Genomic DNA, 24,143 nt, shown 5'->3' with positions numbered 1-24,143 from the left:
GATCAGCATAGCGCTGGTCAGCTGTCTTGTTGTAGCTTATGCTTTTAACTGCGATGCCCAGCGCTATAAAGGGTGACTCAATCTTCTACAGACTGAGCTTCACCAGCGCCATTCTGATTTTTCTGGTGTTGATCGGGATTATCCTTTCCCTGATCGACGGCGGTTGGCTGGCTCTCTCCGAGTTTGGCCCCGGCTTTGTATTTCGTAATGTCTGGGACCCGGTAAACAGTGAGTTTGGTGCCGCTTCTGCTATTTACGGCACCCTGGTTTCTTCGCTTATCGCCATTATTATTGCCATTCCTGTCGGTCTGGGCACAGCGATCTTCCTGGCCGAGCTGGCCCCCGACTGGATCAGTCGCCCCGTGAGCATGGCCATTGAGCTGCTGGCCGCTGTACCCAGTATTATTTACGGTATGTGGGGTCTTTTTGTCTTCGCACCCTGGTTCTCAGAAGGCTTCCAATTCTGGGCACTGGAAAACCTGGTTGGCCTGCCTCTGATTGGCCACTGGTTTGACGGTCCCCCCATCGGTATAGGTCTACTAACGGCGGGCATCATTCTGTCGTTCATGATTTTGCCCATTATTACGGCTTTAACTCGTGACGCCCTGAAAACCATTCCCAATGTGGTCAGAGAAGCAGCATACGGTGTTGGCGCTACGCCCTATGAAGTCATTACCCGAGTGCTGCTGCCAAGTATCAAGAATGCCGCAGTGGGTGCCGGAATCCTCGGCCTGGGTCGTGCCCTGGGAGAAACCATGGCAGTTGCCTTTGTAATAGGCGGCGCCAACCGTATAGAGACTTCACTGTTCATGCCTGCGAGCTCTATTTCTTCTACGATTGCGCAGCAGTTCAACGAAGCGACTAATGAGATGCACATCTCGGCTCTGATCAGTCTGGGCCTGGTACTGTTTGTACTCACCTTTATTGTGATGGGTACTGCCCGTCTGCTGTTGAGGAAGCGATAATGCCAGTCAGGAAACTCAAGAACTACGCTTTCATCGGCTTCTGTACCTTCTGTGCACTGTTTGGCCTGGTGGTTCTGGCCAGCGTACTATACAGCCTGGTCGGAAAAGGTATTTCCGGCATGGGTCTGCATGTCTTCACCGAACTCACTCCCGGACCCGGTAGCCACGGTGGCCTGAAAAACGCCATTGTTGGCAGTTTGATTCTGACCGCTCTTGGTATTCTGATCGCCGCACCTCTGGGTGTATTGGCTGGTACCTGGCTGTCTGAATCCGACAAGAGTTCAAAAATTGCTGAAGCACTGCGCTTTCTCAACGGTATGTTGATGAGCGCACCTTCTATTCTGGTCGGCCTGTTTGTCTACAAGGTTGTGGTGGTCACCACCGGCTCCTTTTCTGGTTGGGCAGGTGCCATTGCACTGGCTATTCTGGCACTGCCCATTATCGTCAGCACCACAGAAGAAATGCTGCGCCTGGTTCCCACCACCTTGAAAGAAGCAGGTAGCGGACTGGGCGCTCCGCGCTGGCGAGTCATTACCCAGCTGTGCTATCGGGCAGCCGGCCCCGGTATTATGACCGGTATTCTGTTGTCTGTAGCGCGGATTACCGGTGAAACAGCCCCCCTGTTGTTTACCGCCCTCAACAGTAACTTCATGAGCACCGATCTGGACAAGCCTATGGCTAACCTGCCGGTGACCATTTATCAGTATGCTATGAGCCCTTTTGAATCCTGGAATCAACTGGCCTGGGCCGGCGCACTGCTGATAACCGTATTTATTCTGATTATCAATATTCTGTCCACTGCTTTACCGCGTTGGATCAAAGCTCGAAAGGCAGCCAAATGAACATGAACATTGCTACTGCTCCTGCGGCTACAGAAAGCCTGAGTCAAATCAAGACAGAATCCGGTCTGGCCGATGATATTCTGCAACCCAGAATGGAAGTAAAAGACCTCAGTTTCTTTTACAGCAAAGGTTCTGAACCAGCCCTGAAGAACATCAACATGCCGATTTACAACAACAAGGTAACGGCTCTGATTGGTCCTTCCGGCTGTGGTAAATCCACCCTGCTGCGCACCATGAATCGCATCTTCGACCTGTATGGCAGTCAGTCGGCTGAAGGTGAGATTCTGCTGGATAACGAAAATATCCTGCAACGTGGTGTGGATCTGAATGAATTGCGCTCCAAAGTCGGTATGGTTTTCCAGAAGCCTACGCCTTTCCCTATGTCCATTTACGACAACATCACCTTCGGTCTGAAGATGAAAGGTGGACTGAGCAAGCCGGAAATGGCTATTCGTGCCAGAAAGGCCCTGAAGCGAGCCCATCTGTGGAAAGAAGTGAAGGACAAGCTGAATGCCGATGCCAGCAGCCTGTCCGGTGGTCAGCAGCAGCGTCTGTGCATCGCCCGCACCATTGCCCTGGAGCCGGAAGTCATCCTGATGGACGAACCCACGTCGGCTCTCGATCCACTGGCCACCAGCGCCATTGAAGAGCTGATTACTGAACTGCGTCAGAAGTACACCATTGTGATCGTGACTCACAACATGCAACAGGCCATGCGTATCTCTGATTACACCGGCTTTATGTATCTGGGTGAGCTGGTTGAGTTTGATAAAACCGGCAAGATCTTCAACAAAGCTGAAAATCAGAAGACCCGTGACTATATCGCGGGTGACTTTGGTTAAGCATTAACTTCTGATCGTGGAGCCTTTCGGCTCCACATTTTCTTTTACAGAACCAGAGGTTTTAAGACACCCACCGAAGCATGGGAACCAGAGCTAAGTCGTATTATGGCGTGGACAGGTCGATGTTAGAGATGGTCAACTCCAATCAAGAATCACTTTGCCAGACTGGCCGGACCCCATGATTTCAAAACCTTTCTGGAAATCATCCACCGGCATCCGGTGAGTAATCACCGGGGAAATATCCAGACCGGACTGGAGCATACTGGTCATTTTATACCAGGTTTCGTACATCTCACGGCCATAAATACCCTTGATGACCAGACCCTTGAAGATCACCTGATTCCAATCAATAGTGGTATCGCTGGAAGGAATACCCAGCAGGGATACCTTGCCACCGTAGTTCATGTTTTCCAGCATCTGTTGGAAAGCACGACCATTACCAGACATCTCCAGGCCTACGTCAAAGCCTTCTACCATCCCCAGTTTTGCCATGACCTCTTGCAGATCTTCAGTGGCAACGTTAACAGCACAGGTAGCTCCCATTTTACGGGCCAGATCCAGACGGTATTCGTTGACGTCAGTAATGACAACATTACGAGCACCGACATGCCTGCAGATTGCAACCGCCATAATGCCGATAGGACCGGCACCGGTGATCAATACATCTTCACCCACCAGATCAAACGACAGAGCAGTGTGTACAGCATTGCCAAAGGGATCGAAGATGGAGGCCAGATCATCACTGATGTCATCGGGAATCGGGAAAGCATTGGTCGCTGGTATACAGAGGTACTCTGCGAAAGCTCCTTCCCGATTGACACCCACACCAACCGTGAAATTACAAAGGTGGCGACGGCCGGCACGGCAATTACGGCAGTGGCCACAGGTAATATGACCTTCACCGGACACACGCTGACCTATTTCAAAGCCGCGCACGCCTTCGCCCATTTCCACAATATCACCAATAAACTCGTGTCCTACATGCATTCCAACAGGAATGGTTTTTTGTGACCACTCATCCCAGTTATAGATGTGCATGTCGGTTCCACAGATCGCTGTTTTGCGAATCTTGATCAGAACATCGTTGTAGCCAGGTTCCGGCCTGGGCTTGTCGGCCAGCCAGATGCCTTTTTCCGCTTTCAGTTTTGCCAGGGTTTTCATGTCAGCTTCCTATTCACTCAGCTCCGCAGGTCCTTCAGGAGATAACGCCCAGCTCACGGCCCACTTTAGCAAAGGCTGCAATAACTTTATCCATATGTTCCTGGTTATGAGCAGCTGACATCTGGGTACGAATTCGGGCTGCGCCCCTTGGAACAACAGGGAAAGAGAATCCTACTACATAGATTCCCTCGTTCAGCATTCGTTCCGCAAACTCGGCCGCCAAAGAAGCATCGCCGAGCATGACGGGAATGATCGCATGGCCATTACCCGCCAGGGTAAAGCCCAGCTTTTCCATCTCGGTGCGGAAGTAATTCGAGTTGTGGCGCAGCTTCTCACGCAGCTCACCGCCCGATTCCAGCATATCCAGCACCTTGATAGAAGCGCTGGCAATGGTTGGACTCAGGGTGTTGGAGAACAGGTAAGGACGGGAGCGGTTGCGCAGCCAGTCGATGACTTCCGGGCTGCGGGCAGAGGTATAACCACCGGAAGCACCACCTAAAGCTTTGCCAAGAGTACCGGTAATAATGTCAACACGACCCATTACACCGCAGTGTTCGTGGGTACCACGGCCATTCTCACCGACAAAACCTGCGGCATGACAGTCATCTACCATGACCATGGCATCGTACTTATCCGCCAGATCGCAGACACCTTTGAGGTTGGCAATCACCCCATCCATGGAGAATACACCGTCCGTTGCGATCAGCTTATAACGCGCACCTGCTTCTGCAGCTTCTTTCAGTTTGGCTTCCAGGTCTGCCATGTCGTTGTTGGCATAGCGGAAGCGCTTCGCCTTGCACAAACGTATACCATCAATGATGCTGGCATGATTCAGAGAGTCACTGATGATAGCGTCTTCAGGGCCCAACAGGGTTTCAAACAAACCGGCATTAGCGTCAAAACAGGAGGAATACAGGATAGTGTCATTCATGCCCAGGAACTCGGAAATACGCTTTTCCAGCTCTTTGTGAACATCCTGGGTTCCACAGATAAAACGTACGGAAGCCATACCGTAGCCATATTTATCCAGCGCCTGCCTGCCTGCGTCTATCAGCTCAGGGGAATTGGCCAACCCGAGATAATTGTTAGCACAAAAATTAATCACTTCTTCGCCAGTATCAACAGTAATATCAGCCTGCTGCTGCGAGGTAATCACTCGCTCGCTTTTGTACAAACCTTCTTTTTTAAGGTCTTCCAGCTGCTCACGCAGTCCAGCATAAAAGTTGGCTTTCATTTCGGCTCCAGAAAACTAAGAATATGAGGGGCTGGCCGGAACAGGCAGTTGCTGCTCTCTTCACAGTCAGACTCTGAGGGAAGCAGTCCCGATTCAACCTCCAAACATACCTCAGGCTGAATAAGGTGCCAATTCCCCATTGTAGAAGAGTTGCAATATTGAATCAGGGTGTCGAGACTCTGTACCAGCATTTGTACGTATTTCAGCTCTCAACCTTACTTGGCGTGCCTATATAAAGAATGATAAATGATCAGACAGTGTCCCGGAGGGAAGGAAAAAGGGCTATCGCAACCGGACAACTGCGACAGCCCGTTTCAGCTACAAAGACAGAGAATTAACAAGAGCCGACAGACTATCTGACTCATTAATGCTGTGTAAAACTTCAACCTGCAGGTCTTTCAGTTCAGTCCTGGCCACCAGAACAACCAGTCCCGCCTGAAGCAGGGCTTCTGTTTTCTGAACCCAGTGTTGGTCCTGATGATCAACGACGACCGGTAAAAGCCCACCATCAAACAAATGACGCTCTACTTTCTGCAGATAACCTTCAGAGCCATCAACCATAACCAGAGCGGCGCCCTGACCCAGTCGATTCGCCCTGTCGCTGGCCAGAACCGTCTCTGCGGTAGCACCCTCGTTCGCAGCAGATTCAACCATGCCTGCGGCAATGGTCGCATTGCTCAAGCGATCAATAACAATAAAAGCACCGGTTTGACGGTTATCCTCATAACGATCAAAAACAACAGGTTGTGTCAGCACCAGCTGGCAGGAGCCTATCTCATTCAGAGCCAGTTGATCGGCCTCCTGTTGTTCCAGGGTATTGATATCCACCCTGTGATTAATGGCTGTGAAACTTCCCGCTACTTTGGTGGTGGCAAATTTGATCAGGTACTGGCGCCCGGGCTTCATGGCCTGCTCTGCCATCCAGACAACACTGGCATTCAGGTGCGAAGAGACCGAAATATCATCCCGGGCATGCACCAGCATATCACCGCGACTGATATCGATCTCGTCATCCAGCGTCAGGGTTATAGCCTGACCCGCAAAACCCTTTTCCAGATCGCCGTCGTAGGTCACCACTCGTGCGACAGAACTTTCCAGTCCGGAGGGTAATACCTTTACTCTGTCGCCGGGCTTAACCACACCGGAAGCGATAGTGCCTGCATACCCCCGGAAATCGAGGTCGGGTCGGCTCACATATTGAACCGGAAGACGGAAGTCATCGAGGTTACGGTCATTCGCCACCTCAACGCTTTCCATCACTTCCATCAGAGTCTGCCCGGTATACCAGTCAGCCTTGTCACTGCGATGAACAACGTTGTCTCCGTCCAGAGCCGATACAGGAACAAAACGAACGTCCCCCAGGTTCAGTGATTCAGAGAAGTCCAGGTACTGATTACGAATTTCCTCAAAACGTGCCTGACTGAAACCCACCAGATCCATCTTGTTGATCGCTACTACCAGGTGTTTGATACCCAGCAGGCTGGCAATGTAGGTATGACGACGGGTTTGTGTCAGCACCCCCTGGCGGGCATCTACCAGAATAATGGCCAGATCACAGGTGGAAGCTCCGGTAGCCATATTTCGGGTGTATTGTTCGTGACCCGGAGTATCAGCAATGATGTACTTCCGGTTTTCTGTAGAGAAGTAGCGATAGGCCACATCAATAGTAATGCCCTGCTCCCGCTCAGCCTGCAAACCGTCCACCAGCAAAGCCAGATCAACTTTTTCGCCCTGGGTTCCTACACGTTTGCTGTCGTTCTCAACAGAGGCCAGCTGATCTTCGTAGATCATGCTGGTGTCATGTAAAAGTCGGCCAATCAGGGTGCTTTTACCGTCGTCGACACTGCCACAGGTCAGGAAACGCAGAATCTCTTTCTGCTCGTGCCTGCGGAGATATTCCTGAATATCCGAAGCAATCAGATCAGACTGATGAGACATTAGAAATACCCCTCTTGTTTTTTCTTCTCCATTGATCCGGCACTGTCGTGATCAATGACCCGCCCCTGACGTTCAGATGTTTTGGTGAGCAGCATTTCCTGAATAACATCAGGCAGAGTGTCAGCTTCTGACTCAACGGCTCCCGTCAATGGGTAGCAGCCCAGAGTACGAAAGCGGACTTTCCTCATCACTGGTTTCTCGCCGGGTTCCAGAGGCATACGTTCATCGTCAACCATAATCAGGTTGCCATCACGTTCTACCACCGGGCGTTCTTTAGAAAGATAGAGAGGAACAATAGGAATATTTTCGCGATAGATATACTGCCAGATATCCAGCTCAGTCCAGTTGGACAGAGGGAAGACCCGAATGCTTTCGCCCTTTTCTACTTCACTGTTGTAGATATTCCAGAGTTCCGGCCGCTGGTTCTTGGGATCCCAGCGGTGGTGCCTGTCACGGAAAGAGTAAACCCGCTCTTTCGCCCGTGACTTTTCTTCATCACGACGAGCGCCACCGAATGCAGCATCAAAACCGTGTTTGTCCAGAGCCTGTTTCAAGGCCTGGGTTTTCATGATATCAGTATGTTTCGCGCTGCCGTGGGAAAAAGGGCCAACGCCCTGTTCTACGCCGTCCTGATTGATATGCACAATCAACTCAAGACCCAGGTCATCGACCAACTGGTCACGGAACTGAATCATTTCCTTGAATTTCCATGTGGTATCAACATGCATGAGCGGAAAAGGCGGTTTACCCGGATAAAAGGCTTTCATGGCAAGATGCAGCATTACCGCTGAATCCTTGCCAATGGAATAGAGCATAACCGGGTTATCAAACTCGGCAGCAACTTCCCTGATAATCTGAATGCTTTCTGCTTCGAGCTGCTTCAAATGGTTGAGGCGCTCTCCAGAAAGCTCGATAGCACGTTCTTTAGTGCTCTCCTGAGTGGCTGTGTCAGACATGAATGCTAAACCCGAAGCTGGCTAAGAGTTGTTCTTAGTTCGAATACTAGCAGCATCAATGGAATATAAAACAAAAAAATTATACCAATAATTCATAACATTATATTAACCCTGAAACGCCATAAACTATCGGTCTGCCTGTTTGATCAAAAGCTCAGACAGGAGAGTCAATATCGACAAAGGTATGTTCAACACCTTGCTGTTCTTCCAGCCATTCACCTAAAGCCCTGACACCGTAGCGCTCAGTAGCGTGGTGTCCGGCGCTGATGTAGTGAATGCCATTTTCGCGAGCAAAGTGGACTGTGGACTCGGAGATTTCACCACTCACAAAAGCATCTACCTTCAGATCCAGGGCCAGATCAATCATGCGCTGGGCCGCACCAGTACACCAGGCCAGAGTTTTAATCTCATGGTCACCGCCCGCAATCAGCAGGGGTTTACGACCCAGTTTTTCTTCAATCTGCCTGCCCAGAACGTCCAGAGAAACAGGTGTCTCAGGCCTTCCCCAGCTGCCTACCGAGCGAGCTTTTCCCGGCTCCATGCCACCTTCTGTCTTCCAGCCGAGGAGTCTGGCTAGCTGAGCATTGTTACCCAACTCCTGATGCCCATCCAACGGCAGGTGATAGCCGATCAAACTGATGTTGTGCTTGAGAAGTGTTTCAATCCGGCGCTTCTTCATGCCGACAATAGCAGAATCTTCACCCTTCCAGAAGTAGCCGTGGTGAACCAGAATAGCGTCGGCTCTGAGCTCAACGGCCTTATCAATCAGGGCCTGACAAGCCGTCACACCGGTCACAAGACGTTTAATCTGTTCACTTCCTTCGACCTGTAGACCGTTGGGGCAGTAATCTTTGAACAGCCCCGGTTGTAGTTCATCTTCGAGAATCTTCACCAGCTGCTTCAGCGTGATGCTCATTTTTCACTCCACTGTTTATTGGATTCGGGAAGCTGTCACATCATGGTCATGACCAGCTTCCCATAAGTTCGGGGGCTATCTATCAGCCACAAAATACAGGTATATTAGAGGATTATACTGCTGGCTTTCGGGTTTCAAGAATTTTTATTTCCAGCAGCAGAAATCTCGGCCCACAATCATTGACCCACAATCATTGACAAGCACAGCATGAAAAGACTCCTCAACCAGCTCATCTATCCCGCCCTGTCAGGCCTGATTGTTGCCTTGCTGGTGATGTTGCTTGCTCCGAAATGGCTGGGCCTGCCTCATTTGAGTCTCAGTAATGTACTCAGCAGGGGCGAACAACTATTGGGCATTGGCGAGGTTTCCTACAGCTCGGCAGTCAAGGAAGCAGCGCCTGCCGTGGTTAACATTGCTACCGCCACACTGATCAATGAATCCAGCCCCTCCAGAATGCCGAAAAGTCCCTTCACAGAAAACAACCTTGGCAGAGCCAAGGTAGAAACCAGCCTCGGCTCCGGAGTCATTATCAGCCCTGACGGCTACCTGCTGACTAATAATCACGTTATTGAAGGCGCTGACCGTATTGTGGCTGTGCTGAAAGATGGCAGAGAAGAATCCGCAACCATTGTCGGCAGGGACCCAGAGACGGATCTGGCGGTACTGAAAATTGATTTAAACAATTTACCCAGCCTGGATCTGGCCGATTCTGGCCAGGCCGAGGTGGGGGACGTGGTTCTGGCTATAGGTAACCCCTTCGGACTGGGTCAAACAGTCACCATGGGGATTATCAGCGCTACTGGCAGGAATGACCTCAGTCTCAATACTTATGAAGATTTTATTCAAACCGACGCCGCCATCAACGTGGGTAACTCAGGGGGCGCCCTGATCAACGCCCGTGGTGAATTAGTGGGCATTAACACGCTGCTGTTTTCCAGGGGAGGAGGTAATGAAGGCGTTGGCTTTGCGATTCCCTCCAGCATGGCACGATTTGTCACTCAGTCCATCATCAAATACGGTCGTGTTGTGCGAGGCTGGCTGGGCATAGAATCACAGCCACTCACCAGTCGACTGGCGCAAGCGTACGGTGTTGAAAGCAATGTTGGCATTTTGATTTCAGGTGTCTACGACAATGGTCCAGCAGATTTGGCCGGCCTGAAACGTGGAGACATTCTGATGGCCATCAACAACATAAGCACCAATGATGGCAGGAAGGTCATGAATATGGTTGCTCAGGAAGCACCCGGGAGTGAAGTCACCCTACAAATTCTGCGCAACAACCACCCTCTTGAAATGAAGGCGGTTGTCGCGACCCGACCCAATATGGTCAACTGATTCAGGTTTATGACATTAAAGCCAGAAATAAAAAGGAACCAAAAAAACCAGAAAATAAACTCACAGTATGACCCAGCCCCCACCAAAGCCATCCCCTGTAATTGGTGCTGTGACGTTTCAATAATTCCGGGGTTACAGGCTGGAGTCTCGACAGATCTTCTAATAACAGCTGGTTAAACAGTTTGCCTTCAGGACTCTCAAAGCGATCCTCCTTCGTCACTTCTATCTCGACGATCAAAGCCTGCTTTTTATACCCTCTGCCGAGCATGTAATGACTCCAAACCAGCCTGTCATCTGATTTTTTTCGGAGATTTATTCCGAAACCATCAAACTCGCTCAGATGTTCCAGCGGAAAAAACTGTTCCACAAAAGCATCATGATAATACTCGCACCTCAAATCGCATGATGTGGAAAACCAAAGCCACTTTTCATAAGAAGTGGTCTTTTCAACAGTCACACACACCTTTTTTCCAGAAACGTGACAAACGGCTTCTGTTTCAGAATAGCCCAGAGCCCAACTATTGAGACACATTAAAATCAGACATACACTTCCAAGCAGTGGCCGCAGAACAGTCCTACACATAATTGCCCCTCTTTATTCGACTGAGAGTGACAAACATAGCAGTTAGTGAGAAAGCTCATCTGATACTCTTCCTGTTATATCGTCTTTGCCTGTTTTACCGCACGACTCAACAGAAAGAACAACCCTGCAACAGACAGGACGACCAGCAGCATGACCAACCAGCTTGACTGAGACGCTATTGCTTCACTATTCATCAGGGAAACAATGTCGTAGGTTCCGAGACCCAGCCAGATGGAGAAAAGCGTTCTGGGCAACATGCCAAGGAACCCACCCAGCAGGAAAACCGAAAACGGGACTTTCAATGCGGGCATCAACAGGTTCATTAATGCAAAAGGCAAAACGGGCGAAAGCCTGACCAGAAACATAAGACTCCAGCCGCTGGCATTGAGGGTTTTCAGTGTTTTTTTGACACGCGGGCTGTTTCGAAAGGTATGCATCAGGTGTCCACCATCCAGAAGTGCTCCCGCACAATAGCCCATTACTGAAGCCATCAGATAAGCTGACAACACATAGGGAATAGCATCCCAGCCAAGAAAAAAACCGGCTACCAGTGCCACAAAAGTGCTGGGCGTCAGAGCCAGAGCCATGGTCACAGCACTCAATAGAAAGAAAGGTAACCACTGCCCAACACTGAGGGCTGAAAGGTCAGCCTGATACCGGATTAATAGTGAAGCCGCCCAGGAACTGAATAGTAGTGGTGTACAGCTGAGCATAAGCGCAGCTATAACAGGCTTTCTGTTTTTCCTGAAGAGTGATAACAACGACACACCAGAAGTCGATGCTTCATTTCTTGATGCGGTATTCTGCTGAACGGGCATGAGCTGTCAGGGATTCTCCTCTTGCCATTACAGAAGCCACTTTACCTATTTCTGAAGCCCCTTCGGGTGAAAAGTGAATCAGTGAAGAGCGCTTCTGAAAATCATACACCCCCAGCGGGGAGGAAAACCGGGCCGTGCCGGATGTGGGCAATACATGATTAGGACCGGCACAATAGTCACCCAAGGCTTCGGCCGTATAACGACCCATAAAAATAGCACCGGCATGACGAATATCAGACAACAAAGCCTGAGGATCTTCTACAGACAACTCCAGATGTTCGGGAGCAATTCGGTTGCTGACCTCACAGGCGGCTTTCATATCCGGAACATGGATCATAATGCCTCGGTTATTCACCGATTCTGCAATGATCTTCCTGCGCTCCATGTCAGGCAACAAGCGGCGCATACTTGCTACAACCTGATCAAGAAAAGCCTGATCCGGAGACACCAGAATTGACTGAGCGTCTTCATCGTGCTCAGCTTGTGAAAACAGATCCATGGCTATCCAGTCCGGATCCGTGTGACCATCGCATAGGATCAGGATTTCCGATGGACCTGCGATCATATCAATGCCCACCTGACCAAACACCTCACGCTTGGCGGTGGCGACATAGATATTGCCAGGGCCAACGATCTTGTCGACGCCGGGAACGGTTTCTGTACCGTAGGCTAGAGCAGCCACGGCCTGAGCTCCACCAATGGTGAACACTTTTTTGACGCCAGCAACAGCGGCAGCGGCAAGCACCATGTCATTGACTACACCATCCGGTGTGGGCACCACCATAATAATTTCTTTTACGCCAGCAACATGAGCCGGAATGGCATTCATCATTACGGATGAAGGGTAGGCAGCCTTCCCTCCGGGCACATAGAGACCAACGCGATCCATAGGCAACACTTGTTGTCCAAGCACGGTTCCGTCCTCTTCCTGGTAAGTCCAGGAAGATTGCACCTGTCGCTCGTGATAGCTTCTGATTCTGCTGGCCGCTGTTTGCAGAGCCTGCCTCTGCTCCTGCGGGATGGTTTCCAGCGCTTTCTGAAGTTGCTCTTCTCCCAGAGTAAGATCTGCCATACCGGAAACAGAAACGCGATCAAAACGATGGGTGAACTCTACCAGAGCCTCGTCACCACGGGAGCGCACTTCGGCGATGATATGCTTAACACGATGCTGAACCTCTTCGTCAGAGACACTATCCCAGGCCAGTAGACGACCCAGCTGCTCATTAAAATCCCGGTTTCCGTAGCTCAGTTGTACAGGATTCACCGTCATCGTATTACTCCGTCGCACTTTTTATCATAAAAACTTTTCATCCCGGATTGGAACAAAAATGCTCTTCCGTCATGGCAGTTAATGGGTTTGGGCGTCTACTGCAGCTCTCAACTGCTGAATCAGTGCATTAATGGCTTCAAACTTTACTTTCATGGAAGCCTTGTTCACCACTAGCCTGGAGGATACCTGAGTGATCAATTCTCTTGGCTCCAGCCCATTGGCCCTCAAGGTATTACCGGTATCCACGACATCAACAATGATATCTGCCAGGCCCACCAGTGGCGCCAGCTCCATAGAACCGTAGAGTTTGATAACATCGGCCTGACGCCCCTGGGATGCATAGTAGCGTCTGGCAACATTCACAAACTTGGTCGCTACTTTGACCCGACCGGTTGTTGGCTCTTCATGCCCGGTTTTACCAGCAGTCATGAGTTTGCATTGAGCAATTTGCAGGTCCAAAGGCTCATAAAGCTCGGTCGATCCATGCTCCAGCAACACATCTTTTCCAGCCACACCGACGTCCGCAGCGCCGTACTCAACATAGGTGGGTACGTCACTGGCTCTGACAATCAACAGATTGACGTCTGGATGAGTAGTAGAAATAATCAGCTTCCTGCTCTTGGCAGGGTCTTCAGCTAGTTCAATACCCGCCGCCTTGAGAAGAGGCAGTGTATCTTTGAGTATGCGCCCTTTGGAAAGCGCTATTGTGATCTGACTGGACATCCGGGACAGGCTTCCTTTGCTTTAAGTGGCGTAGTTTACACCAAACAGAAGATAACGTGGGTGTCATACACCCGTGCCGACTGAGGATTTTTATACTTTTATGAGAGAGAAAGATTCAGAACTGATCTAAGAGGCTCAGCAGGGACAAGCTTGAAGCTTGCCCCTGCTACATAGCTGCAATGAACAGAATGCTATCAGGCAGGTACACGCTGAATTTTCGCACCGAGCTGCTGAAGTTTCTCTTCAATACACTCATAACCACGATCAATGTGGTAAATACGTTCCACAACCGTGTCACCTTCAGCAATCAGGCCCGCAATCACCAGACTGGCTGATGCTCTCAGATCAGTCGCCATAACCGGAGCTGCCTTCAGTGAGTCAACCCCCTTAATCACAACGGTATTGCCTTCTACTTTGACGTCAGCTCCCATCCGCTTCATTTCCTGAATGTGCATAAAGCGGTTTTCGAAGACGGTTTCTGTGATGCTGCCTACGCCATCAGAAATCAGGTTCAACGCCGTAAACTGGGCCTGGATATCGGTTGGCATGGCAGGGTAGGGAGCTGTCCTAAGATCAATCGCTTCCGGACGCTTACCTTTCATGTCCAGCTCAATCCAATCCTCACCCCATTCTACGGTAGCACCAGCTTCGCGCAATTTAATCAGAATCGCATCCAGCAGATCAGGTTGAGTGTCCTTGAGACGAACGCGGCCTCCGGTTGCAGCTGCGGCGATCAGATAAGTACCGGTTTCAATTCGATCAGGTAGAACGGAATAGGTGCACCCTTTAAGACGCTCAACCCCCTGAACACGTATAACATCGGTACCAGCACCCTCAATTTTGGCCCCCATGGTTTTCAGACATTCTGCCAAATCAACCACTTCCGGCTCACGGGCAGCATTCTCGATAATGGTTTCACCATCGGCCAGACAGGCTGCCATAAGAATGTTTTCAGTTCCGGTTACGGTCACGGTATCCATGAAAATACGGGCACCTTTCAGACGATCCCTGATACTGGCCTTGATATAACCATCTTCAACCAAAATATCAGCACCCATAGCCTGCAGGCCACGAATATGCAGATCCACAGGTCGACTGCCGATGGCACAACCGCCGGGCAAAGAGACTTCAGCACGACCGAACCGGGCCAGCAAAGGCCCCAGAACCAGAATGGAAGCCCGCATGGTTTTTACCAGCTCATAGGGCGCTTTCAGCTGCTTGATGGTGCTGGCATGAACTTCAACGTTCATACGCTCATCGACCATCAGATCGATACCCATGCAGCCAAACAGCTCAAACATGGTAGTGATGTCGTGTAAATGGGGAAGGTTGCAGACAGTAACAGGATCATCCGCCAGCAGGGTTGCTGCCAGAATAGGCAGTGCAGAGTTCTTGGCACCGGAGATACGGATTTCGCCATCCAGACGCGTACCACCAGTGATAATCAGTTTATCCATCATAGTTTCACCTGTGATTCGCTGGTTAGGCCTGACGCTGCGCTTCTGAAGGTGTCTGGGTGATCATGGTCACCGCATGAATGGCACCACTGGCGATCAGTTCATTGAGGTGTTTGTACACCATCTGCTGACGTTTGATAGGCAGGGCCCCTTCAAACTGGTCACTGATAATGGTCAGCCGAAGGTCACACCCTTCTCCTTCTACCAGAACCTCTGAACCCGGGAAACTCTCTTCCAGCAGCGCCTTCACTTCGGTGGCTTGCATGCATTCACCTCTCAAAACAGTCATGAGCCGGAAAGACCGCCTCACGCCTTAAAAGCATAAACACAAAAACACCACCCAACAGCGGTATTTTCATGAAAAAATAACAACCACTCAACAAGCCCGTACTCTTTGTACGTACTCGCGGGCAAATCGATGGATCATATCGGACATTGACTGTACTGACCAGTCCCGAAAGGAGACTGGTAGCGAATAAACAGGCAAAAGGGCGTCACTCACTTGCATTTAATCAGGAAGCAGAAGGGCAAGTGCTTTCCTGCAGAATCGACGCTATTCCACAGACCTTGGCCAGGGCAGCAAGCTCCTCCGGTATGTCAGAAAGGCAGAGATGACCACCTCTACTCTGAGCCAGCCTGATCCAGGACAGGCAAACAGACAGGGTTGAGCTATCCCCTTTATGCAGTTGCCCAAGGCTGACTCTCAGGACGCCTCCGGGAGCTACGTCCTCTTCCAACAGCTTACGCCCCTCACTCTCCACCTCGACAGCATTATCAAAATTAACAATCCCGTTAAGAGAAAACTGTCCCGGTGCCAATCGTTCAAGCTGCATGATTTTGATTCCTGAATGCTCATAGCAAAAAATGGACAAAACTACTTCTTGCTGCTGCCGTCTGCTGAAGCCGACATGATAGCAGCCCAGTTATCTATCACGTAGGATACTTTCTTGTGCTTTTTCATAGCGTCTGCAAACTGGCTCTGGAATTGCTTGGCAATATTGATTCCTTCGATTGTCACGTTACGCAGCTTCCAGCGACCATCAACATGCACCATTGAGTAAAAGATCTCGACCGTGTTGGTGCTGGTACGAACCTTCATCCTGACGGGTATACGGCTGATTTGACCTTCCTGATATTTTTTCAGCAACTCAGGTGAGGTTTTATCCACACTCTCGATAACCAGACTAGTGTCGTCCAGAGACAACAGTGCCTTGCCATAGAAACGGATTAAACTATCCTTAAATACCGACTCAAACTTCTCAACCTGTTCAGGATTGCGATGAGCGTACTTGCCCATGACATAGCGGGCTACCTGGTCAAAAGCCACCACCGGAGATAAAAGACGATCGACTTCCTTGAAAAAACCTTCAGGATCTTTCTGGTACTGCTTCTTGTTCTTATTGAAAGTATCCAGCAACTCGGAGGTAATCTTCCTGACTTCCACTTCCGGGGGCTGCAAAGCGGGCGCAGCATAAGATACACCCATCACCATCAGACAGACCAGGGTCGTCATGAATTGTTGAACAGACTTTACCATTTTCATCATTGATTCCATCATCCTCTACAGGCTTTATATATTGGAGTTAATAGCCTTTAGTCCTTATCGACTGAACCCAGAAGGAATTTGCCAATCAACTCCTCCAGGATAACAGCTGACTGGGTATCCTCGAAGCGACCACCGGGCTTGATGTAGTCAGTATCTCCACCAATGCTGATACCAATGTATTTCTCTCCCAGCAGCCCTGCCGTCACGATAGAGGCAGTGCTGTCGACAGGAATGTTATTTATATGGGAATCGATTTCCATATCGACCTTTGCCATATAGGTCTGCTTGTCGAGCTCAACCTTGGTGACCCTGCCAATGATGACACCGGCCAGGGCTACTTTAGCTCTCGGCTTGAGGGCTCCAGTGTTATCAAACATGGCAGTCACGGTATAGGTTTGCTTGCCGCTTTCCAATGAAAGACCACTGACTTTTAGCGCCAGTACAACCAATGCCAGCATCCCGGCCAACATGAAACCGCCGACACTTATCTCTACCGTTCTCATCCGCATCTTAGAGTTCTCCAAACATGACAGCGGTCAAAATGAAATCCAGCCCCAGAATGGCCAGCGAAGAATAAACAACAGTCCTTGTTGTGGCCCTGCTGACCCCCTCTGAAGTGGGGATGGCATCATATCCTTGGAATACCGCTATCCAGGTCACGACAAAACCAAATACAAGACTTTTGATCAGCCCATTCCCTATATCCGCCGCCAGACTGACCGAAGCCTGCATAGTGGCCCAGAAAGAACCTTCATAAATACCCAGCCAATCCACGCCAACCATCACAGCTCCCAGTATACCGACCAGACTGAAAATGGCGGCCAGCAATGGCATGGAGATCACCCCTGCCCAGAAACGAGGCGCAATGACGCGCTTGAGTGGATCAACCCCGATCATTTCCATACTGGACAGTTGTTCTGTGGTTTTCATCAACCCTATTTCAGCCGTCAGAGCCGAACCTGCTCGTCCAGCAAACAACAAAGCTGTAACTACCGGCCCGAGTTCTCTCAAAAGGCTGAGAGCCACCATCTGCCCCACGGCATCTTCTGAGCCGTATCGTATCAGTATGTTGTAGCCCTGCAAGGCCAGCACCATACCAATAAACAGCCCTGACACGGTAACAATAATCAGCGACATGACACCGACACTGTATAACTGCTGAATCAACAAGGAGAATCGGTTACTGAAACCGGCTCGGGAGAAAATAGCCAGTACCAGAAAAATGCCTGCCCGGCCCATGGATTGAATCTGATCCAACCCAAAACGGCCGAGCTGCGATAATCTGTCAAGAATACCTGTGCTCATCCGGTCTCCCCACCCAGCAATACTTCTTTATAATCCGGTGCCGGATAATGGAATGGCACAGGACCATCAGATAGTCCGTTCATAAACTGTTTAACCCGGGAATCATTGGAATTCATAAGACGCTTCGGCTCACCCTGGCCAATAACTTCACCATCGGCTATCAGGTAGAGGTAGTCGGAGATTGACGCTGTTTCATGAAGATCGTGTGATACCACAATACTGGTAATATTCAGTGCTTCGTTCAACATTCTGATCAATTTTACCAGCACACCCATGGCTATAGGATCCTGCCCTACAAAAGGCTCGTCGTACATCACCATAGCCGGATCCAGTGCAATGGCTCTGGCCAGTGCCACACGACGGTTCATTCCACCTGACAGTTCTGCCGGCATCAACGACCAGGCCCCCCTTAGCCCTACCGCCTCCAGCTTCATAAAGACAATATCCCGAATCATCGGCTCAGCCAGTCTGGTATGAATGCGCAGAGGAAAGGCAACATTTTCAAACACCGACAAATCGGTAAAAAGCGCACCACTCTGAAAAAGCATGCCCATCTTACGACGGGTACGAAACAACTCTTCACGGGAGAGCAGATCGAGATTCTGGCCATCCACAAAGATCTGTCCGGAGTCAGGGCGAAGCTGACGTCCGATCAAACGTAATAACGTCGTTTTACCAGTACCCGATGGCCCCATAATACCCACCACCTTTCCTCTGGGAATGGCGATATCAACATTCTTGAAAATCGTTCGATCGCCTCGATGAAACGTCAAACCACGGATCTCAATAAAGTTATCACTTGCCTTTGTCATTGGAAGGCTATTCCTTGTCTATGTGTGGACTGCACTCAGTAGCAACCGCCGTCCCCTGGTAGCTTACCACCAACCCGCATCTAATTATGGCGACTTTCAGCTACCTTTTGAACTGTGGGAACGTATCCTTATCAGTATCACTGCATCCAAACAGCTTCTTTACCGGCTTTTTACTATCTTTTCACTATCAACAGACTTAGACTGGGCTTTTTTATCTAGAGTCCGTACTGGCAGAACAATGCTATATGAACCGATCCGTTCCGAGAATGACTGCTCCCTTTCTGATAATGGTTTTTTCACACAATAATGACTGAATAAAATCATCTTGCCGCTTCCAAGGTAAAAAAAAAAGTATCTCAGCCAATCATCCTGAATTAGAGAAGAGAATTTATCCTATGCTCATTGCCCTTGCTGCCATCCTGGTGGGTTTCATTATCCTGACCTGGAGTGCAGACCGTTTTGTTGCCGGTGCCGCTGCTACGGCCAGCAATCTGAACGTCTCAAGAATGTTAATCGGCCTGACAGTGGTCTCCATAGGCACCTCTGCACCTGAAATTCTGGTCTCTCTATCGGCTGCACTGCAAGGATTCCCGGGACTGGCCGTGGGCAATGCCATGGGTTCAAACATCGCCAACATCGGCCTGGTTCTGGGTGTTACTGCCCTGATAGCCCCCCTGCCTGTTAAAGCGGCTCTGACCAAGAGAGAAATTCCCCTTCTGTTGGTGATAACTATTATTTCCGGTCTCTGCATTGCCAATGGTTATCTGGGTCGAATAGATGGTTTGATTCTGCTGGCAGGCCTCGTCATTACCCTTTACCTGATGATCCACTGGCAGAAACAACACCCGGATGAGGCAGTGGTGGAAGATGAAGACATTCCAGAGCTGTCCTCAGCAAAAGCCTGGTTTATGCTGGGTTCTGGTCTTTTACTGTTGCTGGGCAGCTCACAGCTACTGGTATGGGGGGCCACCGAGATTGCTAAGGCCATGGGCATCAGCGACCTTGTGATCGGGTTGACGATTGTTGCCATTGGCACCAGTCTGCCAGAGCTGGCCGCATCCATCACCAGCGCTCTGAAAGGCCATCATGATATTGCCCTGGGTAATGTGATCGGCTCAAACACGTTTAACCTTCTGGCGGTTCTCTCCATGCCCGGACTGGTAGCTCCCGGAGCACTGGATCAGGCAGTTATCCTGCGGGATTATCCTGTTATGCTGGGCATGACAATATTGTTGACCCTGGTCTGCGTGATTGGCAGGAAACCTCGACATTTGGGCAGAATGACAGGCATTGCGCTGCTCTCAATATACTTTCTCTATGGTGCCTGGTTATTCATTCAGCACTGACTTTTTCAGGCAGGGCTGACCGGTCAGCTCTGCCTCCCGGGCTTCTCCATTTTAGCCCGTGTTAAGACTATCCTGCACGGCAACTGCTCCTGCATCCATGCGGTCGTGCGGTTGCGATAAGGTCTATAGTATCGGAATCAGGAGGAACTGATCATAGTGCACAGGTTTTAATGCAGAAATCCCGAACTGTTACTGTGGCGAAAGGCACTATAGAATAGCCGTGTCACAACTAATCTGTACGTAATATGACTACTGACGAGCCGTTCATCTCAATTGGTCGCCGCACCGTTACCATGGAACTGGAAGCTGTTCAGAGCCTGATAGACAGGATCGACAGCAGTTTTGCCAATGCCTGCCGTGTTATGCTTGAATGCCGTGGCCGGATTATTGTCGTTGGCATGGGCAAGTCGGGACATATTGCCCGCAAGCTTGCTGCAACCCTCGCCAGCACCGGCACCCCTGCCTACTTTGTACACCCCGGGGAAGCCAGCCATGGTGATATGGGAATGGTCACCCATGAAGACGTGGTTCTGGCTCTTTCCAATTCTGGCGAAACCAGCGAAGTCATTACTCTATTGCCCCTGCTGAAAAGACTGGGCACCCCCCTGATCAGCATGACCGGCAACCCGAATTCAACACTGGCGAAAGATGCTGAAGCCCATCTCAACACCGGGGTGGAAAAAGAAGCATGTCCTCTGGATCTCGCGCCTACCTCGAGCACGACCACAGCCCTGGTAATGGGCGACGCACTGGCCATTGCCCTGCTGGAAGCCCGCGGGTTTACTGCAGAAGACTTTGCTTTCTCTCACCCTGGTGGCTCTTTAGGTAAACGACTGCTTCTGAAAGTAAAAGACATCATGCACATTGGCAGACGGGTACCAGAAGTTCCCCTGGGCACACCAATGAGCGAAGCCCTGCTGGAAGTTACTCGCAAAGGCCTGGGCATGACCGCCATTGTCGATAACAAACGCCATGTCATTGGCATTTTCACCGATGGTGACCTGCGTCGGGCTCTGGACAAGGGCGTCGACCCCAAATCCACACTGATTGATGAAGTGATGACCAGCCACTGCAAAACCATCCACCCCGAGATTCTTGCGGCTGAAGCCCTGAAGATTATGGATGACCGGAAAATCAATGCTCTGATCTGTGTTGATGATGACAATGAACTGATCGGTGCCATTAATATGCACGACCTACTGAAGGCGGGCGTTGTATGATCAGTTCTTCACTACAATCTGCCGCCGCCAGGGTTCGTTTGGCTGTTTTTGATGTCGATGGTGTTCTCACTGACGGCAAACTGTTGTTTGGTGAGCATGGCGAATCAATGAAAATATTCAATACTCTCGACGGTCATGGCCTGAAAATGCTCAAGCAGTCGGGTGTAAAAACGGCCATCATCACCGGCCGTCGATCCGTATTTGTTGAAAAACGAGCCTCCGACCTGGGCGTAGATTTTCTCTATCAGGGCCGCGAAGACAAGTTTGTCGCTCTGAAAGAATTGCTTCAGGAAGAAGGGCAAGGTCTTAGCCTGGATGAAGTGGCCTACATCGGAGACGATCTGCCAGATCTTCCAGCCATTCGACAGGTTGGTTTTGGCTGCAGCGTTCCTAACGGGCACTACTACGTTCGTGAACACTCACCTGCTATCACTACTAATCGTGGCGGCGAAGGTGCAGCCAGAGAATTTTGTGATTTCATTCTTAAAGCCAAAGGCAAGCTGGATGACATGCTGGCCAGTTACCTGAAATAGAGAGTTAAAATACCCAAAATATCGCTGTGATAGTTTTCCACCATTACAGCGATACCTTTCCATTCAAGCGTTTCTTTGACGACAAGAAAGCACTACCGTTCAACTCTTCTTACGTAAGGCCGACAGCGAGTGTCTAGTATTTGAAAACATTCGTCTGCAGCCCCTGATGATCAAATAAAATCATGGTAAACTGAATTCATTTGCTGCGAAAATGCTGCCGACTGCACAAACCGGGCATCATTTTCCTGAATGGCCTTCTTTTGTCGGTATCTGCCTTTGCAGACTCTGACCAGATTGTGACCCGGAGCCAATGATCTGATGCCCAATCGGAACCTGATAATGATTGCTTTTCTGATGCTGATAATGGTCGGCGTTGGCTATTGGGCTTATGACAGCAAACTCCATGTTGGGGTTCAGAAAAAACAGCCTCTGGTTCGTGAGAACGCTGACTACTATTTCATTGACACCAGGGTCACCCAGTACAACAAAGAGGGCGAACTGGATTACATACTGGTCTCAGACAGTATCACCCATTACCCGCACAATGACACAACGTTGCTGCAAACCCCTCATCTGGAGAATTTCAATACCCCCGGAAAACCCATGGTGGCCGACGCCCTCTATGGCAAACTGTTGCCCGGCAGCGAGGATATAGAGCTCTGGGATGATGTGGTGATGACCCAGACGAACCTCGGCAATGGTAGTAAGGTTCGAATAGACACTGATTTCATGACCATATACTCTGAAAAGGATCTGGCAGTCACTGATCGACCGGTACTGATCACCAACGACACTGGACGTACGCGCGCCATTGGTATGGAGGCTTTCTTCAAGGAGAGTCTGGTTAAACTCAAGTCTAGGGTAAGAGGATTTCATGAGCCAAAGCCATGAACAGGCCAAGCGCCTTGATCCAAATGAGCGGCCAGACAGAAAGAGTCGTCGCAGAGGGGTCGAATATTACCTGATGCTGGGGGCCACGGTTCTGCTTCCAGTCATGGCACAAGCATTGCCATCTGACCGGCAGAAGCCTATTGAGATCGAGTCCAACACCGCCGATATCGATAACAAGAAAGGTGTATCCATCTATAAAGGCAATGTTGTGATGATTCAGGGCACCACCCGAATTACCGGAGACAAGGTGACCATCTATTCCGTCCAGCAGGAAGTTAAAAAAATTGTGGCAGAAGGCGACAAGGAAAGAGCTTACTACGAAGAACAGCAACCTGATGATCAGGGCATTCTGAAAGCCTGGGGTCATACTATCGATTATCAGGTGGCTGGCGATAAGATCCAACTGATCAAGCAGGCGCAGTTGACCCAGAAGGGTGATACCTTCACAGGTGAACGCATTGATTATGACCTGACCAAGCAGACCGTGAATGCCAAGGGCAGTGAGAACAAAAGCAACCCGGATGGTCGGGTCAAAATGATTTACCAACCCAAACCTGAGAGCAAGCAGTAGTACTCATATCCCATTACACTCACTGCTCAACGACTGAACAGGCTTGAAAGGGCTGCCAGAAAAACGACAGCTAACTTTTAAACAGGAAGACAAACTCCGGATGGCAACGCTTAAGGCAGAACATCTCAGTAAAAGCTACAAAGGCAGACAGGTCGTCAAAGATGTATCTCTGGCTGTCGACAGTGGTCAAATTGTCGGACTTCTTGGCCCCAACGGGGCAGGTAAAACTACCTGCTTCTACATGATTGTAGGTCTCGTAAAAGCAGACGGTGGACAGGTTGACCTTAGTGGCCAGAGTTTAACTCACGAACCTATGCATGGCCGGGCCAGAGCTGGCGTAGGTTATCTGCCACAGGAAGTTTCTATTTTCAGGAAATTGACGGTCACCGATAACCTGCTCTCGATATTGGAAACCCGTTCCGACCTTTCCCGGAAAGATCGCATCGCAAAAATGGAGTCATTGCTGGAAGAGTTTAATATCAATCATATCAGGGACAATCCGGGTATGAGCCTTTCCGGTGGTGAAAAGCGCAGGGTAGAAATTGCCCGAGCTCTTTGCACTGACCCAAAATTTATTCTGCTCGATGAACCTTTTGCCGGTGTTGACCCCATTTCTGTTGGTGACATCAAGGCCATTATCACGCACCTGAAAGCCCGGGACATCGGAGTCCTGATTACCGACCACAATGTCCGGGAGACACTGGATATCTGCGAGAAGGCCTACATTGTCAGCGAAGGCACTATTATTGCCGAGGGTGATAGTCAGACTGTCCTGGCTAATCAAAAGGTTCGTGACGTTTATCTCGGGCATCAGTTCAGTCTCTGATCATCTCTTGACTGGTCTCGCGAAAGAAGCGGGCAAAGATGTTGAGCTGATTT

General features: G+C 50.1%; 26 protein-coding genes. 10 read left to right on the top strand and 16 right to left on the bottom strand.

Annotation, left to right across the window (positions count from 1 at the left end; translation table 11 throughout):
• The first annotated feature begins 53 nt into the window (after window positions 1–53).
• The 3 genes from pstC to pstB all read left to right on the top strand — a co-directional run bounded on the left by pstC (window position 54) and on the right by pstB (window position 2,649).
• The gene (gene pstC, locus ACO6V5_RS24960) at window positions 54–965 is read left to right on the top strand and encodes a phosphate ABC transporter permease subunit PstC (protein WP_422492182.1); all 912 of its coding nucleotides are present in this window, start codon (window positions 54–56) and stop codon (window positions 963–965) included.
• The gene (gene pstA / locus ACO6V5_RS24955) at window positions 965–1,807 is read left to right on the top strand and encodes a phosphate ABC transporter permease PstA (protein WP_422135048.1); all 843 of its coding nucleotides are present in this window, start codon (window positions 965–967) and stop codon (window positions 1,805–1,807) included. The genes pstC and pstA overlap by 1 nt, the downstream gene beginning before the upstream one ends.
• Window positions 1,808–1,899: 92 nt before the next feature.
• Window positions 1,900–2,649, top strand: a complete 750-nt coding sequence (gene pstB / locus ACO6V5_RS24950; protein ID WP_422137138.1) for a phosphate ABC transporter ATP-binding protein PstB — start codon at window positions 1,900–1,902, stop codon at window positions 2,647–2,649.
• A gap of 135 nt (window positions 2,650–2,784) precedes the next feature.
• Here pstB and tdh read toward each other — a convergent pair whose 3' ends face one another.
• The 5 genes from tdh to ACO6V5_RS24925 form a co-directional block, all read right to left on the bottom strand.
• Window positions 2,785–3,810 (bottom strand): L-threonine 3-dehydrogenase, encoded by a 1,026-nt coding sequence (tdh, locus tag ACO6V5_RS24945; RefSeq protein WP_422135049.1) that lies wholly within the window; start codon window positions 3,808–3,810, stop codon window positions 2,785–2,787.
• Between the two features lie 34 nt (window positions 3,811–3,844).
• Window positions 3,845–5,044, bottom strand: coding sequence for a glycine C-acetyltransferase (locus ACO6V5_RS24940; protein ID WP_422409499.1), 1,200 nt, complete (start codon window positions 5,042–5,044; stop codon window positions 3,845–3,847).
• A gap of 318 nt (window positions 5,045–5,362) precedes the next feature.
• The gene (cysN, locus tag ACO6V5_RS24935) at window positions 5,363–6,982 is read right to left on the bottom strand and encodes a sulfate adenylyltransferase subunit CysN (protein WP_422135051.1); all 1,620 of its coding nucleotides are present in this window, start codon (window positions 6,980–6,982) and stop codon (window positions 5,363–5,365) included.
• Window positions 6,982–7,938 (bottom strand): sulfate adenylyltransferase subunit CysD, encoded by a 957-nt coding sequence (cysD, locus tag ACO6V5_RS24930; RefSeq protein ID WP_422135052.1) that lies wholly within the window; start codon window positions 7,936–7,938, stop codon window positions 6,982–6,984. The genes cysN and cysD overlap by 1 nt, the downstream gene beginning before the upstream one ends.
• A 154-nt stretch (window positions 7,939–8,092) precedes the next feature.
• Window positions 8,093–8,854, bottom strand: coding sequence for a Nif3-like dinuclear metal center hexameric protein (locus tag ACO6V5_RS24925; RefSeq protein ID WP_422135053.1), 762 nt, complete (start codon window positions 8,852–8,854; stop codon window positions 8,093–8,095).
• A 207-nt stretch (window positions 8,855–9,061) separates the two neighbouring features.
• Here ACO6V5_RS24925 and ACO6V5_RS24920 point away from each other — a divergent pair, with 207 nt between their 5' ends.
• Window positions 9,062–10,189, top strand: a complete 1,128-nt coding sequence (locus ACO6V5_RS24920; protein ID WP_422135054.1) for a S1C family serine protease — start codon at window positions 9,062–9,064, stop codon at window positions 10,187–10,189.
• 7 nt (window positions 10,190–10,196) lie between these two features.
• On the opposite strand, the gene ACO6V5_RS24915 is transcribed toward ACO6V5_RS24920, so the two are convergent.
• From ACO6V5_RS24915 to ACO6V5_RS24865, 11 genes are all read right to left on the bottom strand, one after another.
• Window positions 10,197–10,772, bottom strand: a complete 576-nt coding sequence (locus ACO6V5_RS24915) for a hypothetical protein (protein ID WP_422135055.1) — start codon at window positions 10,770–10,772, stop codon at window positions 10,197–10,199.
• Between the two features lie 74 nt (window positions 10,773–10,846).
• Window positions 10,847–11,485, bottom strand: a complete 639-nt coding sequence (locus ACO6V5_RS24910) for a TVP38/TMEM64 family protein (RefSeq protein ID WP_422442529.1) — start codon at window positions 11,483–11,485, stop codon at window positions 10,847–10,849.
• Window positions 11,486–11,555: 70 nt separating this feature from the next.
• Entirely contained in the window at window positions 11,556–12,860 is a 1,305-nt protein-coding gene (gene hisD / locus ACO6V5_RS24905; protein ID WP_422409503.1) for a histidinol dehydrogenase, read from the bottom strand.
• Between the two features lie 78 nt (window positions 12,861–12,938).
• Window positions 12,939–13,583, bottom strand: a complete 645-nt coding sequence (gene hisG, locus ACO6V5_RS24900) for an ATP phosphoribosyltransferase (protein WP_422138759.1) — start codon at window positions 13,581–13,583, stop codon at window positions 12,939–12,941.
• Window positions 13,584–13,777: 194 nt separating this feature from the next.
• Window positions 13,778–15,040, bottom strand: a complete 1,263-nt coding sequence (gene murA / locus ACO6V5_RS24895; protein ID WP_422137139.1) for a UDP-N-acetylglucosamine 1-carboxyvinyltransferase — start codon at window positions 15,038–15,040, stop codon at window positions 13,778–13,780.
• A 25-nt stretch (window positions 15,041–15,065) separates the two neighbouring features.
• Window positions 15,066–15,305 carry a BolA family protein gene (locus ACO6V5_RS24890; RefSeq protein ID WP_317145347.1) on the bottom strand — a complete coding sequence of 80 codons (240 nt, stop codon included), beginning with the start codon at window positions 15,303–15,305 and terminating at the stop codon, window positions 15,066–15,068.
• Window positions 15,306–15,552: 247 nt separating this feature from the next.
• Entirely contained in the window at window positions 15,553–15,873 is a 321-nt protein-coding gene (locus tag ACO6V5_RS24885) for an STAS domain-containing protein (protein WP_422135059.1), read from the bottom strand.
• A gap of 41 nt (window positions 15,874–15,914) precedes the next feature.
• Window positions 15,915–16,586 (bottom strand): MlaC/ttg2D family ABC transporter substrate-binding protein, encoded by a 672-nt coding sequence (locus ACO6V5_RS24880; protein ID WP_422135060.1) that lies wholly within the window; start codon window positions 16,584–16,586, stop codon window positions 15,915–15,917.
• Between the two features lie 47 nt (window positions 16,587–16,633).
• Window positions 16,634–17,095, bottom strand: coding sequence for an outer membrane lipid asymmetry maintenance protein MlaD (gene mlaD / locus ACO6V5_RS24875; RefSeq protein WP_422135061.1), 462 nt, complete (start codon window positions 17,093–17,095; stop codon window positions 16,634–16,636).
• A gap of 1 nt (window position 17,096) precedes the next feature.
• Window positions 17,097–17,891: a lipid asymmetry maintenance ABC transporter permease subunit MlaE gene (gene mlaE / locus ACO6V5_RS24870; RefSeq protein WP_422135062.1), complete on the bottom strand. Its 795-nt coding sequence runs from the start codon at window positions 17,889–17,891 to the stop codon at window positions 17,097–17,099.
• Entirely contained in the window at window positions 17,888–18,703 is an 816-nt protein-coding gene (locus ACO6V5_RS24865; RefSeq protein WP_422135063.1) for an ATP-binding cassette domain-containing protein, read from the bottom strand. The genes mlaE and ACO6V5_RS24865 overlap by 4 nt, the downstream gene beginning before the upstream one ends.
• Before the next feature lie 395 nt (window positions 18,704–19,098).
• Between ACO6V5_RS24865 and ACO6V5_RS24860 the strand changes: the two genes are divergently transcribed.
• From ACO6V5_RS24860 to lptB, 6 genes are all read left to right on the top strand, one after another.
• A complete protein-coding gene (locus ACO6V5_RS24860) occupies window positions 19,099–20,049 on the top strand; it encodes a calcium/sodium antiporter (protein WP_422135064.1) in 951 nt (316 codons plus the stop codon).
• 245 nt (window positions 20,050–20,294) lie between these two features.
• Window positions 20,295–21,269 carry a KpsF/GutQ family sugar-phosphate isomerase gene (locus tag ACO6V5_RS24855; RefSeq protein ID WP_422412982.1) on the top strand — a complete coding sequence of 325 codons (975 nt, stop codon included), beginning with the start codon at window positions 20,295–20,297 and terminating at the stop codon, window positions 21,267–21,269.
• On the top strand, window positions 21,269–21,802 hold the full coding sequence (locus ACO6V5_RS24850) for a KdsC family phosphatase (protein ID WP_422137140.1): 534 nt from the start codon (window positions 21,269–21,271) through the stop codon (window positions 21,800–21,802). Before ACO6V5_RS24855 ends, ACO6V5_RS24850 begins: the two co-directional genes overlap by 1 nt.
• A 318-nt stretch (window positions 21,803–22,120) precedes the next feature.
• Entirely contained in the window at window positions 22,121–22,693 is a 573-nt protein-coding gene (gene lptC / locus ACO6V5_RS24845; protein ID WP_422135066.1) for an LPS export ABC transporter periplasmic protein LptC, read from the top strand.
• A complete protein-coding gene (gene lptA / locus ACO6V5_RS24840; protein WP_422412984.1) occupies window positions 22,677–23,264 on the top strand; it encodes a lipopolysaccharide transport periplasmic protein LptA in 588 nt (195 codons plus the stop codon). Before lptC ends, lptA begins: the two co-directional genes overlap by 17 nt.
• 100 nt (window positions 23,265–23,364) lie before the next feature.
• Window positions 23,365–24,090, top strand: a complete 726-nt coding sequence (gene lptB, locus ACO6V5_RS24835; RefSeq protein ID WP_422135068.1) for an LPS export ABC transporter ATP-binding protein — start codon at window positions 23,365–23,367, stop codon at window positions 24,088–24,090.
• The last annotated feature ends 53 nt before the right edge of the window (window positions 24,091–24,143 follow it).

Origin of the sequence: Endozoicomonas sp. ALD068, assembly GCF_049310145.1 — a bacterium.
Lineage (GTDB): Bacteria > Pseudomonadota > Gammaproteobacteria > Pseudomonadales > Endozoicomonadaceae > Endozoicomonas_A.
The sequence above is the reverse complement of the archived record's forward strand: the minus strand, read 5'-3'. Positions and strand labels throughout refer to the sequence as shown.

What these genes read in the sequence shown, in the direction of transcription:
- pstC (WP_422492182.1), top strand. Translation starts at nt 54, where the DNA reads ATGCCCAGCGCTATAAAGGGTGACTCAATCTTCTACAGACTGAGCTTC.
- pstA (WP_422135048.1), top strand. Translation starts at nt 965, where the DNA reads ATGCCAGTCAGGAAACTCAAGAACTACGCTTTCATCGGCTTCTGTACC.
- pstB (WP_422137138.1), top strand. Translation starts at nt 1,900, where the DNA reads ATGGAAGTAAAAGACCTCAGTTTCTTTTACAGCAAAGGTTCTGAACCA.
- tdh (WP_422135049.1), bottom strand. Translation starts at nt 3,810, where the DNA reads ATGAAAACCCTGGCAAAACTGAAAGCGGAAAAAGGCATCTGGCTGGCC.
- ACO6V5_RS24940 (WP_422409499.1), bottom strand. Translation starts at nt 5,044, where the DNA reads ATGAAAGCCAACTTTTATGCTGGACTGCGTGAGCAGCTGGAAGACCTT.
- cysN (WP_422135051.1), bottom strand. Translation starts at nt 6,982, where the DNA reads ATGTCTCATCAGTCTGATCTGATTGCTTCGGATATTCAGGAATATCTC.
- cysD (WP_422135052.1), bottom strand. Translation starts at nt 7,938, where the DNA reads ATGTCTGACACAGCCACTCAGGAGAGCACTAAAGAACGTGCTATCGAG.
- ACO6V5_RS24925 (WP_422135053.1), bottom strand. Translation starts at nt 8,854, where the DNA reads ATGAGCATCACGCTGAAGCAGCTGGTGAAGATTCTCGAAGATGAACTA.
- ACO6V5_RS24920 (WP_422135054.1), top strand. Translation starts at nt 9,062, where the DNA reads ATGAAAAGACTCCTCAACCAGCTCATCTATCCCGCCCTGTCAGGCCTG.
- ACO6V5_RS24915 (WP_422135055.1), bottom strand. Translation starts at nt 10,772, where the DNA reads ATGTGTAGGACTGTTCTGCGGCCACTGCTTGGAAGTGTATGTCTGATT.
- ACO6V5_RS24910 (WP_422442529.1), bottom strand. Translation starts at nt 11,485, where the DNA reads ATGCTCAGCTGTACACCACTACTATTCAGTTCCTGGGCGGCTTCACTA.
- hisD (WP_422409503.1), bottom strand. Translation starts at nt 12,860, where the DNA reads ATGACGGTGAATCCTGTACAACTGAGCTACGGAAACCGGGATTTTAAT.
- hisG (WP_422138759.1), bottom strand. Translation starts at nt 13,583, where the DNA reads ATGTCCAGTCAGATCACAATAGCGCTTTCCAAAGGGCGCATACTCAAA.
- murA (WP_422137139.1), bottom strand. Translation starts at nt 15,040, where the DNA reads ATGGATAAACTGATTATCACTGGTGGTACGCGTCTGGATGGCGAAATC.
- ACO6V5_RS24890 (WP_317145347.1), bottom strand. Translation starts at nt 15,305, where the DNA reads ATGCAAGCCACCGAAGTGAAGGCGCTGCTGGAAGAGAGTTTCCCGGGT.
- ACO6V5_RS24885 (WP_422135059.1), bottom strand. Translation starts at nt 15,873, where the DNA reads ATGCAGCTTGAACGATTGGCACCGGGACAGTTTTCTCTTAACGGGATT.
- ACO6V5_RS24880 (WP_422135060.1), bottom strand. Translation starts at nt 16,586, where the DNA reads ATGATGAAAATGGTAAAGTCTGTTCAACAATTCATGACGACCCTGGTC.
- mlaD (WP_422135061.1), bottom strand. Translation starts at nt 17,095, where the DNA reads ATGCGGATGAGAACGGTAGAGATAAGTGTCGGCGGTTTCATGTTGGCC.
- mlaE (WP_422135062.1), bottom strand. Translation starts at nt 17,891, where the DNA reads ATGAGCACAGGTATTCTTGACAGATTATCGCAGCTCGGCCGTTTTGGG.
- ACO6V5_RS24865 (WP_422135063.1), bottom strand. Translation starts at nt 18,703, where the DNA reads ATGACAAAGGCAAGTGATAACTTTATTGAGATCCGTGGTTTGACGTTT.
- ACO6V5_RS24860 (WP_422135064.1), top strand. Translation starts at nt 19,099, where the DNA reads ATGCTCATTGCCCTTGCTGCCATCCTGGTGGGTTTCATTATCCTGACC.
- ACO6V5_RS24855 (WP_422412982.1), top strand. Translation starts at nt 20,295, where the DNA reads ATGACTACTGACGAGCCGTTCATCTCAATTGGTCGCCGCACCGTTACC.
- lptC (WP_422135066.1), top strand. Translation starts at nt 22,121, where the DNA reads ATGCCCAATCGGAACCTGATAATGATTGCTTTTCTGATGCTGATAATG.
- lptA (WP_422412984.1), top strand. Translation starts at nt 22,677, where the DNA reads ATGAGCCAAAGCCATGAACAGGCCAAGCGCCTTGATCCAAATGAGCGG.
- lptB (WP_422135068.1), top strand. Translation starts at nt 23,365, where the DNA reads ATGGCAACGCTTAAGGCAGAACATCTCAGTAAAAGCTACAAAGGCAGA.